The organism is Cobetia sp. QF-1 (genome assembly GCF_002213105.1).
Lineage (GTDB): Bacteria > Pseudomonadota > Gammaproteobacteria > Pseudomonadales > Halomonadaceae > Cobetia > Cobetia crustatorum.
In genome coordinates, this window is record NZ_NBVS01000001.1 from 744,224 (window position 1) to 759,549 (window position 15,326).

The window sequence follows — 15,326 nt, forward strand, 5'->3', positions numbered from 1 at the left end:
CGGTTGCCACGATTATCATCATCCTGCACAACACGCGGTGTCGCTTGGCGCTGACCGCCCGTACGCTGGCCGCCACCATTGCCACGACCTTCACTGGCTGGCTTGCTGCCAGAACGCTGACCATCAGAGCGCTGACCGCCCGTACGCTGGCCGCCGCCATTGCCACGACCTTCACTGGCCGGCTTGCTGCCAGAACGCTGACCATCAGAGCGCTGACCGCCCGTACGCTGGCCGCCGCCATTGCCACGACCTTCACTGGCCGGCTTACCGTCAGAGCGCTGACCACCCGTGCGTTGTCCACTAGAACGTTGACCACTGGCTGGCTTGGCACCCGGTTTGGCAGCGCCAGAGCGCTGACCGCCACGTGGCTGGCGTGGCTCACGTTCCGGCTCGACATCGACTTCCGGTACGAAGCCTTCCACGACAACACGCTTGAGCTTGCCGTTGAGCAGACGCTCGATACCGTTCAGCTCCTTGCGCTCATCACTGGATACCAGTGAAATGGCACGCCCGCTGGCACCGGCGCGACCGGTACGACCGATACGGTGTACATAGTCTTCCGGCACATTGGGCAATTCGTAGTTCACGACCTGCGGCAGCTGCTCGATATCCAGACCACGTGCCGCGATGTCGGTCGCGACCAGCACACGTACTTCGCCATTCTTGAAACCAGCCAACGCCTTGGTGCGCGCATTCTGACTCTTGTTGCCATGAATCGCCGCGGCACTGATACCTGACTTTTCAAGCTTGGTGGCCAGACGGTTGGCACCGTGTTTGGTTCGGGTGAAGACCAGCACCTGGCGCCAGTCTTCCTTGATGATCAGGTGCTTGAGCAGTGAAGGCTTGTGGCTCTTCTCCACGGTGTGGATATGCTGCTCGACTTTCTCGGCAGCCGAGTTACGCGGACTAGCTTCCACGGCAACCGGATTATTAAGCAGCTTGCTGGTCATGCTGCGAATTTCATCGGAGAACGTCGCTGAAAACAGCAGCGTCTGACGCTTGGTCGGCAGTAGCTTGAGCAGGCGACGGATGTCGTGAATGAAGCCCATGTCCAACATGCGGTCAGCTTCGTCCAGCACCAGTGTTTCAAGATCAGAGAAGTCGATGGCTTTCTGAGAGTGCAGATCAAGCAGGCGCCCCGGCGTGGCCGTCAGAATCTCGACACCGGTCGACAGACGGCTGATTTGCGGGTTGATCTTCACGCCGCCAAATACCACCGCATTACGCAGCTTGAGGTGACGTGAATAAGCAGTGACGTTGTCGTCGATCTGTGCGGCCAGCTCGCGTGTGGGCGTGACGATCAAGGCCTTGATCTTGCGGGCACCTGCGGGGGTACTTTGGCTCAGGCGCTCAACCAGCGGCAGTGCAAAACCAGCGGTCTTGCCGGTACCTGTACGCGCGGCAGCCATGACATCACGGCCTTCCAGCACAGCAGGAATCGCGCCTGCCTGCACCGGAGAAGGCGTGGTATAGCCCATCTCAGCAATTGCTTTAAGAATAGGAGCAGACAGCCCCAAGGCGGCAAAAGCCGGGACGGAATTGGCAGTAGTCTCAGTCATCAATATCTCTTCGGCTGACCGGCCACGTACTGGTCGATCATTAAGGAATAGCGCCTGGCCGGGCACGTGCCGGGAAGGGGGAGCGAGGCGTATCAGGCGCAGAGATGAAGGAGTCGGTCAGGGAGACCTCGTCGGACTGCTGCCAGTCGCTCGCGTCAGGCGATGCCCCAGTCTACCATCTTCCGAGCATGACTGCAGAAGGCGACTTGATGACGTACCACGACTCATGTCGCTGTCGAACCGAATGACCTGACTTAATGCCAGTGCAGGGGATAGCGACGATGACGGGCGAGATTATTGATCAGCACAGCCAGCATCAGCATGACGACACATCCAAACCCTACGGGCAGCAAGGCATACCAGTAACCAAAAGAATGCAACGTCGGGCCACCAATTACCGCAATCAGTGCTGTCGCCCCGCCTGGCGGATGCAAAGTGTGCGTCATCTGCATCACCAACAATGCCACCGAGACTGCCATCGCGGCCGCCAACCAGCCGTCGCCCAGCCATTGAAAGCAGGCCACGCCCACCAGTGCCGACAGCATGTTACCTCCTACCACATTCCGCGGCTGGGCCAGAGGGCTATGGGGCGCACCATATAACAGTACTGAGGTAGCACCGAAGGACCCCACCAACAACAATGAACTGACCGCAAAGTAGTGCGAAGACAACCAGCCAATCAGTGCCATGCCAAGAAAGGCACCCAACCATGACCACAGCGCATCAGCAATATGAGGCTTGCCTCGTGTTAAAGGCCCGCCACGCATCTTGGCAACGTAAGGCTTGATCATATCTTCAATATCCACAGGTATTCATCGCGTGCTTGTTGAGCAAGACACGCTATTTATCGAGCAGGGCACACTATGCGAAGCACGCAGTACGAGCAACTGCTGTATGGCAATAAGCTCATGCATCGCCAGACTTAGCTGACTTAGACTTAGCTCTCGCTACGCGAGGCCACGATAGTGCGCGAGATCACGATGACCGGCAGGATACCGACTGCAACAATCACTAACGCTGGCAGAGCCGCCTGCTCCAGCATTTCATCAGAAGCGTACTGATAGACATGCGTGGCGAGAGTGTCAAAGTTGAAGGGCCGCAGTAGTAGCGTAGCGGGTAGCTCCTTCATGGCATCGACGAATACCACCAGCGCTGCGGTCAGCAAACCGGGGCGAATCAGCGGTAGATGCACGCGTCGGAGCGTCGAGAGCGTATTTTCCCCCAGTGAGCGCGCTGCCATGTCCATCGATGGCGTGACCTTGTCGAGGCTCGATTCGATCGCCCCGGCAGCAATCGCCAGAAAGCGCACAACATAAGCGATGATGATCGCGCCCATAGTGCCGGTCAGCAGCAGACCGCTGGAGATACCGAAGTTGGCACGCAGGAAGCTATCAAGCGCATTATCGAAGCCTGCGAGCGGTACTAGTACACCCAAGCCTAGTACCGCACCGGGCATGGCATAGCCGAGGCTCGATAACTTGAGTGCCTGCTGTACGCTGGCAGTACGGTCCAGTCGCTTGGCATAGGCCAGCAATACACCAATGATCAGGGTCAACACTGCAGCGCTGACCGCCAGCATCAAGCTATTCAGCGCGTAGCCGGCGAAGTCGAGTGTCCACGACTCATCGAAGTAGCGAATGGCGTGGCGCGCCAACAGCCCAACGGGCAATAGAAAGCCGAATAACAGCGGCAGCAAGCACGCCAACGATGCCAGTGCCGCACGCCAGCCAGTTAGCCTGGGACGCTGATAGCGGCGATAGCGATCGCCCTTACCGAACTGACGCTGACGGCGACGTGCATGGCGTTCAAGCCAGATCAGCGTTACTACGAAGATCATCAGACACAGAGCGATCTGGGCGGCACCGCGCAGGCTGCCCATATTGAGCCAGACATTAAAGATGCCTGCCGTCAGCGAACGCACGGCAAAATAGTCCACCGTGCCGAAATCGTTGAGCGCTTCCATCATGGCCAGCGCCAGCCCGACGGCAATCGCCGGGCGAGCACTGGGTAACGCTACGCGCCAGAAACTCTGCCAGCCATTGCAGCCCAGTGTACGACTGGCATCTCTCAGCGAAGGTGACTGATCAAGAAACGCTGAGCGCGCCAGCATGAAGACATAGGGAAACAGCACCAGCGATAGCATGATGATGGCGCCGCCCAGACTCCTGATCTCGGGAAAGTAGTAATCCTGAGGTGAATTCCAGCCAAACAGCGCCCGCAGCGCACCCTGAAAGGGTCCCGCGTACTCGAAGACATCAGTATAGATATAGGCGATCACATTGGCAGGAATCGCGAACGGCAGCAGCAACGACCACTCAAAGGTCCGCCGCATCGGAAACTGATACATGGTGGTCAGCCAAGCCGAGACCACACCCATGCTGCCACTGAGTATCGCCACGCCTGCGACTAGCGCAAGGCTGGTCATCACGTAATCCGGCAGTACAGTAGATGCCAGATGTGGCCATATTCCGACCCCCGCCTGATCACTGCCATCATCCCCAAAGAGTGCCAACCAGATAATGGCCAACACCGGCATGACAACAAGTGCAGCGACCCCCCAGGCCGTGACGAACCAACCCATATGGGTGCCGAGACGACGCTGTCGGCGCCGAATAGCAGCGTCGTCTGCTGTCGTATCAATACCCACTGTTGAACCCCCTGCCGTACTCCCTGTCGAGAAAGGAGCATCCTCAAGGCCTGCACCTTGCTCTGCCAACAGCCGCTTGCCTTGCGTCATCTGACTTCCTCGCTATCCCGCCAACTGCAATTGCGTCTATTTTACATGGTTTACGCAAACGAAGAGGGGCTGTCGCATCGCGACAGCCCCTCTTCGTTCATGACGCCTCGTCCGGCGGTATTTTCCGTCGGCGAGCGTCCTTACTGGTTGAAGCCGACTTCATTGACCATCTGCGCGGCGCGCTTGCGGTACTTGGCGACTTCCGTCAGTGACAAGTCATCCTGCTTGAACTCACCCCAGGAAGTGAGCAGTTCAGAGCTTTCTGCTTCCGGATTGGCCGGATACTCGAAATTGACCTCGGCATACATGTGCTGAGCGGTCTTCTCGGTGAGGAAACGCATCAGGTTGAGTGCATTTTCTTCATGCGGCGCGTACTTGGTCATCGCCATGCCGGAGATGTTCATGTGCGTGCCAACGCCGTTCTGATCCGGGAATTCGATGCGTGCCTTCTCGGCCCACGGACGCTGCTCGTCATTATCCAGCATCTTGCCGTAGTAATAGCTATTGCCGATGGCCACGTCACAGACGTTGTCACGAATCGCCTTGATCTGATCACGATCACCACCTTGCGGCTTACGCGCCAGATTGTTCTTGAAGCCTTCCAGCCACTCGCGAGTCGCTTCTTCGCCATTGTGCGCGATACGTGAGGCAATCAGCGCGACGTTGTACGGGTGATCACCGGCACGTGAGCAGACGCGGCCCTTCAGGCTCGGATCAGCCAGGTCGTCATAGCTCGAGACCTGACCAGCTTCAAGACGATCCACGCTGGTATAGAGCACACGGGCGCGCGTAGTGATACCAAACCACTGATTCTCCGGACCATGATACTGCGCAGGCAGATTGGCCTCGATGACCTCGTCATTGACGCTCTTGACCAGTTCTTCATCGACCAGCTCCTGCAGGCGTCCCACATCGACGGTCAACAACACGTCAGCAGGCGTGTTGCGGCCTTCGCGTTTGAGACGCTCTGCCAAGCCTTGCTTGGCGAATACTACATTGACCTTGACGCCAGTTTCCTCGGTGAATTCCTTGAGGAACGGTTCAATCAGATAAGCCTGGCGATAGGAATAGACATTGACCTCTTCCTGAGCCTGCGCCGGCAACGCGGTGACCGCAGTAGCACCAACAAGCGCGCCAAGTAACAGCTTACGGAAGGAGGATGCAGAAATCGTGGATACAGCAGTCATCGAATGCCCCTGTTCAAAAGGTCTCTGCCTTATACCCGACGATGCAGGAAAAGCAGAATGATTGTGACAATGCGAATCATTCTAATCACAAAGCCTTTGCGACCGCAACGTGAGTGCAACGCTGACTTGCATGATACGCAATCCCGCCACTGCATCATGACAGCCGCCCATCCTGTCCCCGCGCGGGCAATAGCGGTAGTGCTCGCTTTATCGCGTCTTCCGTTGTCAGGCCACGCTGCCAGACATCTTTCAGTGCATGACAGAAGGCTGCAGCACGGGCAGGCATGCCATTCTGTTCATACTCTGCCGCCCGCTGAGTAACTCGCTGGGCAAAGGCGTCGCGATCAACCTCAAGCCCGAGATTATCAACGCTGACATGAAACGGCTTGTCCACCGCAGCGTGGAAGAGCATCTCCAGCGCCTGCGGGGCGACTTCCACACTCTCGAAGGCTGTCTGCTGCTCAGTATCACGCCCGTCAGGCGCGTACCAATAGCCGTAGTCTTCCTTGAGACGGCGAGCAGCACCCGCGATGCACCAGTGGCTAAGCTCTAGTAATCTCATGACCACATATGTACATGCATAACCCATTGATTAACAAAGACCAATGATTCCAGCTTGGAAACCAGAAAATATCATTAGAAATGTACAAAATGACGATAAAATTTTGCTTTTGTACACTTTTACGATCTAGCCCCCATAAAGACAATATGCACCTAAGGCGTTTTGAAAGCCTGCGTCAGAGTAACAGGTGTTTTACAAGAACCCGGCACCGACCCTATGCTAGCCTATGTCCTAAGCACTCGAAAATTTTAATGTATGATCGCCCTTCTTGTAGAACGGACCGACAACGTAATCTGTTTTATCTAGCGCCGGGTCGATCATAGAAGTGGTGAAAATAAGCTGGTAATCGTCAGTCAGTTGATCGCAAGCAGCAACTATTACCCTTTGGAAATTTTGGCTTCGCTCTTCAGTCATTCCTTTATCCTCCACGTTATCCAGCATCAAAAACCTCGGGAGCCTGCCCTGGTTGTCTCCGACGCAATGAATAAAGATTGCCATCCTGATAGCATTTTTCATAATTGTCATTGAACTGGCCGAAAATTTTGACCGCCCATTGACATACATTTTGTCCTTTCCAAAGTCGAGCGTAACTTCCTCCACATTTTCGAAGACGCTCTCGTAACCACCATCCTCCCTGATAATAGACGCGGCAATCTCTTCGATATGGGAGTATACCTCCAGGTAACGGTTTTTATTAGCGGCTTCTATTTGCTCAAGCCTTTCGTTTAGGCCACTGATTGTCTTATTTATGGTCTGTTTCTTATCCACAAGCGCGGCAATCTGATCCACCATCTCGCGCTTATCATTTAATGCAACGATCTGGCTTCTACGGTATCCGATCTCGATACCGATTTGTGAAAGCGCCGCATCGATATTGTCAGCTGTCGAACTCAGCGAAAGATATTCTTTCTTTAAGGTGACAATGTCTCTTCGTATCGAGCTGAGGGTAGAATTGATTGAACTCAGCTCCTCATGAAACACCTCTACGAGCTTTTTACTTTCCTTGATCTGGAAGTTTATCTCGTTTGACATTTGAATATATGAATAATGCCTTTCGGTACTAGCTAGGTCGGACTTGCACAATGTGCAATGACCTTCCTCGGTATGATCCTCCAGAGGTGACAGGCAAGCGGGGCAATATTTGAATACTAGCTCGCCAATTTCAGAATTCGCCAGCCTGGATTGCTCAAGAGACTTCACACGAGAGTAAAGCGAGTTAATATAAAGACTGGTATCAACCAACTCCGTAGATATTTCATCTTTAGTTTCTATCAGATCGTATTCTTTAGAGGAAAGATCTTCAAGCTTATCGTTTATCTCAATAACACGCGCTTTTATATCGTCATTAAGAGCTTCAGCGCTTTTCTTTCTGACATCCTTACGGTCATTTTCCAGAGCTTCTATTTTCTTTTCAAGCTCACTGATTTCGTTATCGATTTGCGCTGAGCTTAGAATTGAGTTATCAGAACCTATGAACCGATATATCGCTTTCAGCTCGGAGTTTACGCTATCAAATTCAGAATTGGACTTAATAAGCTCCTGACGCAAATTATGTGCTTCAAGATCATCAATGCCAAGCAAATATTCGCCAATTGCCCGCCGTATAGAAGCGTTATCATACTTCTTGTCTTCTTTGAGAAGCTTTGTCGTCTCGGACAATTGGTCTACATACATCAGACGTAATATCTGGTGCATGGTTAAATTCTTGCTTTCATCGATTTTATGCGATGGCAAGCCCAGAAGATTGAAAATTTCTTGTGAATAGCTGTGTGTATCTACGCTTCGTGCATAAGGGAACCTGAACCAGTTGCTACCTGCTGACAAACCGGCATCAATAGTCCCTTCGAAAATATACATAGCACTTTTTCCAGACGAGACGATCTCCCTTTTAAAAGTGAATGGCTTATAGTTTATAAGAACCTCAACAAGAGTTTCATCACACCGTTCCTGCTCGTCTGTCCAATCACTCAACTCTGCACCGAGCGCAAAATAGAGCAAATCCATGATGGTGGATTTACCGGTTCCGTTGTCACCCCTGATGATGTTGACACCAAGCTGGAAGGGCTGGTCGTAAACAAACCCACCGGATTTTAAAACGCAGAATCTTTTAACTTGAAGAAAAGGTCTCACGCTATCCCTGTGACTTCTATCCATCATATCGATACTCCATCAGTTGAGACCTAGCCTTTAATCCACTCTTACCCTCGAAATTGATAAGAGGTAGCTCATTGACAACACATCGGAACCATTCCTGACCTGCTGTATTATCTGTTTTTATCGCTTCACGTATCCGCTCTGGAATCTCGTTATCTGACCTCACCACAATCCGGTCCTTGAATTTATCCGGACAAACCAGGCCCTTTGCCATCAGGTTCTGTATACTAGTATTTTGGATCGCCTCCAGCTCGAAGAAGATACGCTTATCATTCCGCATAACTTCATAAGCCTCCGGCAGCGCCTTAAAAATCTTTCTGTAAGCCCTCAAAGCGGCAGGAAACGGCTCAATTCTCTTTAAAATATGGGGGAATAATACATAGTAATCCATCATTCTAAAGACATCCCAATCGAAGCTTTCAACATCGCTCGACTCCAGAACAAGAAGCATCCTGTAGATACAGTGATTTATGTCATATGCGGGGTGATAGATAAGCATTATTTCCCCCAAATTAAATGGCATTTGCCTGTCAGGAAATACAACATCCCGGCAACCAGACTGGATGTTACCGAACTGTTATATCCAACAATCGACTGATATACTGGCTCTATTATATATTCATGCACTGCTGTATCGACTTCAGATTTAGACCTATCATCTAAAATCAAAGGCCTTATTTTTTGGTTAAAAGTCGTATCTATCATTGCAAGAACGTGTACATGAACATGCTGCTCAACGAGCGACAGCTGCCTCTTTGCAAGATATCTTTCGAATTTATTTTTCAGATAGACGGCATTGTCAATTAAATCTTTTCGTTCGCCGTTCTCAAGCTTTTTTTCAACCCCGATGATTTCTCTACCAGGCCTGTTTGTCGTATATTCAGCAAGCTCCTCAATAATTTCTTCCATTTGAGGGTTATCAACAATACTTGCCTGGATAGCTGCAATGGCCTTTTCTAGCGGTAGTAAGCTTGGCGCATTGACGTATTTGTCCCCTTGAACAAAATCGCCGAACGAACTTTTGGAAACATTTGCGTTATTGGTCATTATCTTTCCTTGAGTTCACGGTCTTGTTTCCTATGACAAAATCGCCATCGATTTTAGACCTGTTAATAATGACCTTATTACCCTGCGGTTGATTTTCAGGCGGGTTAACACCCGCCTTCTTGGTATCCCGATACACTAGAATTGCTGTTATCAGAGCAATAAATAAGCAAGAGACTAGAATCACAGCAAGAATGAAAAGCTTTTCGCTGCCGAACAAACCGATAACGTCCTCGCGGAAGAGGAAACTCATTAAAGCCCAAAGGAGAAAGCCGACAACTCCGACCGGCCCTGTAACCTTTATCGCTGTGATCCAAGTCTTATCCATGTCTGCCAGCTTACCCCACATAATCCATCATGCCATCAACACCAGTGGCCTTGATGTACCTGGCCGGTTCGTCTGTGCCGGAAGCAATTTCCTCGAAATGCTTCTCGCCGCACTTGATCTTCGCGCCTTCGGCGTGGCGCAAGTCACCCCACCATGTGCTGCCCTTGGTTTCAACGACGAAATATAGTTTTTCTTCACCCTCATCATCTACAACAACGGCCCAGTCCGGATTGTAGGTTCCAAGCGGGGTGGGTACCTTGAACCAGGATGGCAGCTTGGCGTAAACCTTGATCTTCTCGCTCTTCTCCAGGTCCTCGGCAAAGGTCTTCTCGATACCGGCAGAGTCATAGACAACATGGGTGTAGACAGACTTCTGCGTTTCCAGCGTGTTCTTCAGGTAACCTTTCAGCTCTTCCTGCTGGAATAACTCTTGGGCGTAGAAATGCTCTTCCCCGATCTTCCGGTACTTGATCCCGTCCACCAGAGCCAAGCGTTTGGTCCGGTTGATGGACTCCGAACAGTAATCGATAAATTGCTGCGGGTTCCGCTTGAAATCCTCCAGCCGCATGCTGTCACGAAGGATTTGGACAATGCTCTTACGGGTGAGCTGGGTCTTGTCCTGCAAATCGGTAATAATATCCGGCAGCTCGATATCATCGTCATGGAGCGTCGTGTAACCGGACGCCGAAGTCTCATCGGCTGTCACACCGCCCTTTCCGATAGCTATGTCAGCTTTCCGGAACTGCGCCCGCGTCTTCGTGATCGGCGGGCAATCGCGAATGGCCTCGGCACAATCCGCTATCAGCTTGTCGTTGTCGAACTCGACACGATAGGTGGTCTTATACTTGATCCGCTCCCAGAGCGCCTTGAACTCTTCACTTTGAAGGACCGCCTCGCGGGTCCGGATTGTGCGCCGGTCATCGGCATTCTTGATGTCCAGCTTGCCAGCAAGCTTACGAAGCACGGCCTGCACATCGACGGCTATGGCCTTGGCCTGCTCATCGCCATGTTGAGCGGCAAGCTCCTGCTTGATCTCTTCAGGTAGCGCAAACGAACCGTCTTTGATGGCGGTTCTCAAAGTATCCTGCACCTTGCCCTTGGCATCGACAAAGCCCTCGTCTTTCAGGGACTGCCATATCTTCTCGGATTGCTCGACACCAAGGTTGGATACCTGGCCTTTATCATCTACGGTCTTGATCGTGGCGAACTGGTGCTGCTCGACAATACCGAAGCGGATGCCGGTATCCTCCTCAATCTCCTTCTGGAGGTTTTCGGCGAACTGTTCGTAGTTTTCCGTAGCAATGACGGTCAATGTATTGATGTCATTGCCACGAAGGCGCAGGCCCTCCTGATTGACGCACAGACGCAAACCACGCCCAAGCGTTTGCCTCCTTTCCCGCTCACTCCCCATGTCACGGAGGGTACAAATCTGGAACACGTTGGGGTTATCCCAGCCTTCTTTCAGCGCAGAGTGGGAGAAGATGAACTTCAGCTTGGTATCAAAGGACAGGAGCTTTTCCTTGTCCTTCATAATCAGGTTATAGGCACGCTCGGCGTTGTCCCTGTTGGACTGATTGTTTTCGGCAGTATCGACAGACTTGCCTTTCTTATCGATAGAGAAATAGCCTTCATGTACCTCTGCCGCATCCATATCAAGGTCGATCTCGGCAAAGAGGCTCTGGTAGTCGGCTGACTTAGCCAGCTTCCGGTACTCTTCCTCGAACATTTTGGCGTACTTAGCTTTAACCGGATTGCCGTCTGCATCGTACTGCCGGTAATGCTCGACACTATCGATAAAGAACAGGCTCAGGACCTTGATCAGTTGCTTGTTGGCCGCAAAGGTCAGTTCCTTGTCCAGATGCTCCTTGATCGTCCGGCGGATCATCATGCGCTTAACAGCATCCGAATCAACGCCGCCAATTGCATCACCAGGCCTCAAGACTTCATCTAATCCGTCACCTTTTACCTCGATGGACTCATTGTCTTTGCCGCACGTAATCGTGCCGATCTGCATATTTTCATAGATGCCCCGGTTAGCAATCTGCTCCAGGTCGTCACCGTCTTCGACAGTCAGGATTTCACGACGGATATTTTTTCCGCGCTGAACATCAATCCCGATCTTGGCCGTGATTGATCCTTTCCGGTTATGGGTAGAGACCAAACGGACATAGGGCTTGTTATGCCCACCATCAATTTCGAGCGAGGCAACCTCGATTTGCTTTACCAAACCGCGCTCATAGGCATCTACGGCATCAAGGCGATACGTCATGTGATGCTTATCGATGTGAGTCGCCGAATACCGCAAAGTGCAAAGCGGGTTCATAGCGGCAAGGGCTTCTTTTCCCTTGCCGGTCAGCCCCCCGTCAACGCTCTGGGGCTCATCGACGATGATGATGGGGTTGGTTGCGCGCACCAGATCAATGGGCTTCTCACCGCCGGTATTTTCGTTTTCCTTATAGAGGTTGTTGACCTCTTTCTTGTTGATAGCCCCGACAGTGGTGACCATGATCTGGATGTTCGAACTGGTTGCAAAATTGCGCACCTGTCCAAGCTTAGATGAGTTGTACTGGAAGTATTCGTACCCCTTCGCTTTCGGGTAGAGCCCTTCAAAGTGGTCCTGCGTGATCTGAAGCGTTTTATAAACGCCTTCTTTAACCGCGACTGACGGCACAACAATCACGAACTTGGAAAAGCCGTAATTCTTATTGAGCTCAAAGACTGTACGGAGATAGACGTAGGTCTTACCTGTCCCTGTTTCCATCTCGACAGTAAAATCACCGCTTGCCAGGCTCTCAGACGGGCGAAGGCCATTGGCAAGCTGGATAGTCTTCAGGTTCTCCAGGATTTCATCATCAATAAGTTTTAAGCGGTTACCGATACCCAAGGAATTTTCATCAAAACCCAATGCAGTCTGCGGCCCGGACTCAGGCCTATACGTCACTGTAAACTCCGAGCGTGAGATTTCCTGTCCCTTGAACAGGCCTACCACCGATTCAATCGCGGATTGCTGGTAGTCAAGATCGTCTTCAAAATGCAGCTTCATAAAAACGCTCCTTACAAGCTGCGCACATGGCTTATGCCATTCTGCTCAAGGATGGCGGCCATGTTGGTTTTTGAAACGTCATCACGGAACGCACTGTCACGGAAGAAGACGTGAGTCTCGGAGCTCGGCGCTAACTCCTTATGCCAATTCAGAATTCCCTGCGCTACATCTTCCACTTGCTCACGGTTTATAGATTCATCCAGACAAGCAAAGAGAACACCATAACCGATGGAATAAATATTTTTCCCACCAATTTCGCGGCTCTCAATTGGAACGGCTAGGTCTACGCCACGCTTCAGGAGCAACTCGTAAAGAATATCGAGTTCAGTTCTACCTTCAACAATATGATTTATGTTAGCTAGCAAACTTTCGTCTAAGTCAGAAGCATCTGGATTCCAAGTCTTTATATTTGATTGACACAACCTAAAAACTTTATAACCGATATCCCCATCCCACAAAGGGTTATCTGATTTTATTTTATTCGCCGCCAGTCGAACTCGCTCAACACCAATATCAAAGATGTTTTTATAGTCTTGTCGACCAGTTGGTTCCGGAAGCTGGACCATAATATAGCGTCTATTACCTTGGTCTGAACTATTTGATTTTAATACAGCATGAGCCGTAGTTGCCGAGCCAGAGAAGAAGTCAAGAACTATATCACCTGAGTCGTTACTAGTTGATATTTGAAGCATACGCTCAATCAATCTTGTCGGTTTAGGGGTAGAGAACGGCTCCCCCTCACCAAAGAGTTCTAGTATTTCTTTCTTGGCTTCTTGATTGTTTCCAGAGTCCTCATGACGCCACCATGTGTCGGGGACGATACCACCTTGAACTTCTGTCAAAAAAACCTTCTCTCGGGGTGGGCTATCTCCCTCGGCACCAAACCAAATACGATTATCATTCTTTAGCTTATCATACTTATCGGGCAAACCATTCCAATGCCTACCGGCTGGAGGCATTACTTCACGCCCGGAAGGCAACGTGATTTTATATCTATATGGAATTCTCTTTTTTTCATTTTCACTCTGAACTGAAAATGAAACACTCTGCCACGCTCCCCGTGGATCATTGTCAGGATTTTTAAATGCTTTGATTTGTTTGTCAGAACGCGGCAACAGGTTTCTCGCCCAGAGCTCAATATTCTTAGTGTAAACCAATATGTGATCATGACTACCAGAAATTAATGCCTTATTCTTTTTTGCAAAAACTTTTTGCCAAGCCACACATGAAACAAAGTTTTCCTCTCCAAATATTTCGTCACAAACTTGTTTTAATACACTCTGCTCGTTATCATCAATTGTTATAAACAATACCCCAGTCTGAGATAACAAATTTTTGGCAACTCTCAGCCTTGGGTAAATCATGTTTAACCAATTAGTATGCTTCCTTCCCGTAGTCTCCCTCCCGCTATCACTAACAACCCAATCACCTTCTTCGGATTTTTGGCCGGTGTATTTTAAGTATGTATCTAGCCCCTCAGAATATTTGTCAGGATATATAAAATCATTGTCAGAATTATAAGGGGGATCGATAAAAATCATCTTAACCTTGTTCGCATAACTCTTCTGAAGCAGCTTTAGCACTTCAAGATTATCACCCTCAATAAACAAATTTTTTGTTATATCCCAGTCCACACTCTCTTCCGGGCATGGAAGCAAAGTCCCGGTAGAGGGGGTTAACGCGATCTGTCTCGCCCTCTTTTTTCCATACCAACTCAGCCCAAACTTTTCCTCACCCTCATTCAGAACGGCAGCATCACCAAGTAACTGACGAAGGGTATCGAAGTTCACCGCTCCCTCAGAGAAAGCTTCAGGGAAAAGCTCTTTTAGCCTATCGATATTCTCTGATATCACGTCCAGACTTTGTCCGTCTTCAAATTTAACTTGTTCCATATTGCTACCTTTTATCAAATTCGGTTTAATCAAAGACTGCCTTTGATGGCGGACATTTTTTCTTTAATCTTTTTAATTTGTGTATTGAGGTCAATCTGACGCCCCATCTGCTTCTCTTTTTTTAGCCTGTTGGCAAGTTCCGTCTTATGAACTTCAAGTCGCTCCAGCTCTTTAAGCTTTCCAAGCCTGCCCCCTTGTTCAGGTTCTCCGGCCTCGCCCAAAGAAAATAAGCCACTATGCTCAGCGCAATTAATGGCTATAACACGCTTTGTAAATGATTTGTAGAAGTCCCAAAAGTTCTTAAAGGAAAGGTTGTTGATAGATAGACTGTGTAGAAAAGCGGCCTCTTCATCCGATTGTTCCCGGAGGTTTATCCAGTCAGAGTACACAGTATCCTCAATAACCCATTTTTCTTTATCAGCCAGGTTGATCCGCTTATCGGAAACACTGGTCGAAATATATTCTTGCCCTTCGAAACTATTGGAAAATATCAACACGAGAGGATACGGAATTGAGCGCTGGATAAAACCTGCTATACGCTTGATCCTTGTACGACTAGTCAACTCGACCAGAAGAATCGCCACCTCTTCATATTCACGTTCGGAATCCCTGTAGGCCGGAACGTTGATCGTGCCGGGCTTGAAGGTATACAGCCAACGAATTTTGCTGACATCATCCTTCAGACAGACTTTATCGGTTGCGTCCAGTGCTCCCATATCAAGGAACATCTTTTTGTAAACCGGCTTATTAAGCTGGCAAGAAGCTGGAACCTGCAAGCTATCCAGGAAATCTTCGAGGTTATGAATATCCATTTCTTACC

General features: G+C 50.3%; 11 protein-coding genes and 1 pseudogene. All 12 read right to left on the reverse strand.

All coding sequences use genetic code 11. The features are described from left to right. Positions 1-404: 404 nt before the first annotated feature. Positions 405-1,559 (reverse strand): annotated as a pseudogene (locus CFN46_RS03295) (DEAD/DEAH box helicase); the annotation flags it as partial. A 254-nt stretch (positions 1,560-1,813) separates the two neighbouring features. Then, a complete protein-coding gene (locus tag CFN46_RS03300; RefSeq protein ID WP_176426397.1) occupies positions 1,814-2,350 on the reverse strand; it encodes an HPP family protein in 537 nt (178 codons plus the stop codon). A 146-nt stretch (positions 2,351-2,496) separates the two neighbouring features. Further along, complete coding sequence (locus CFN46_RS03305) at positions 2,497-4,296, reverse strand: iron ABC transporter permease (protein ID WP_246116623.1); 1,800 nt, start codon at positions 4,294-4,296, stop codon at positions 2,497-2,499. A 140-nt stretch (positions 4,297-4,436) separates the two neighbouring features. Further along, entirely contained in the window at positions 4,437-5,483 is a 1,047-nt protein-coding gene (locus CFN46_RS03310) for a Fe(3+) ABC transporter substrate-binding protein (RefSeq protein ID WP_024953376.1), read from the reverse strand. A gap of 154 nt (positions 5,484-5,637) precedes the next feature. Beyond that, a complete protein-coding gene (locus CFN46_RS03315) occupies positions 5,638-6,072 on the reverse strand; it encodes an elongation factor P hydroxylase (protein ID WP_088742651.1) in 435 nt (144 codons plus the stop codon). Between the two features lie 204 nt (positions 6,073-6,276). Further along, the gene (locus CFN46_RS03320) at positions 6,277-8,202 is read right to left on the reverse strand and encodes an AAA family ATPase (RefSeq protein WP_088742652.1); all 1,926 of its coding nucleotides are present in this window, start codon (positions 8,200-8,202) and stop codon (positions 6,277-6,279) included. Then, entirely contained in the window at positions 8,192-8,698 is a 507-nt protein-coding gene (locus CFN46_RS03325; protein WP_217897771.1) for an ABC-three component system middle component 5, read from the reverse strand. The genes CFN46_RS03320 and CFN46_RS03325 overlap by 11 nt, the downstream gene beginning before the upstream one ends. After that, the gene (locus tag CFN46_RS03330; protein WP_088742653.1) at positions 8,698-9,246 is read right to left on the reverse strand and encodes an ABC-three component system protein; all 549 of its coding nucleotides are present in this window, start codon (positions 9,244-9,246) and stop codon (positions 8,698-8,700) included. The genes CFN46_RS03325 and CFN46_RS03330 overlap by 1 nt, the downstream gene beginning before the upstream one ends. Further along, the gene (locus tag CFN46_RS03335) at positions 9,236-9,571 is read right to left on the reverse strand and encodes a hypothetical protein (RefSeq protein WP_141103622.1); all 336 of its coding nucleotides are present in this window, start codon (positions 9,569-9,571) and stop codon (positions 9,236-9,238) included. Before CFN46_RS03335 ends, CFN46_RS03330 begins: the two co-directional genes overlap by 11 nt. A gap of 10 nt (positions 9,572-9,581) precedes the next feature. Further along, positions 9,582-12,614, reverse strand: a complete 3,033-nt coding sequence (locus CFN46_RS03340) for a type III restriction-modification system endonuclease (RefSeq protein WP_088742655.1) — start codon at positions 12,612-12,614, stop codon at positions 9,582-9,584. 11 nt (positions 12,615-12,625) lie between these two features. Beyond that, positions 12,626-14,506 carry a site-specific DNA-methyltransferase gene (locus CFN46_RS03345; RefSeq protein ID WP_088742656.1) on the reverse strand — a complete coding sequence of 627 codons (1,881 nt, stop codon included), beginning with the start codon at positions 14,504-14,506 and terminating at the stop codon, positions 12,626-12,628. Between the two features lie 29 nt (positions 14,507-14,535). Continuing rightward, a complete protein-coding gene (locus CFN46_RS03350; protein WP_088742657.1) occupies positions 14,536-15,318 on the reverse strand; it encodes a DUF4391 domain-containing protein in 783 nt (260 codons plus the stop codon). Positions 15,319-15,326: the final 8 nt, after the last annotated feature.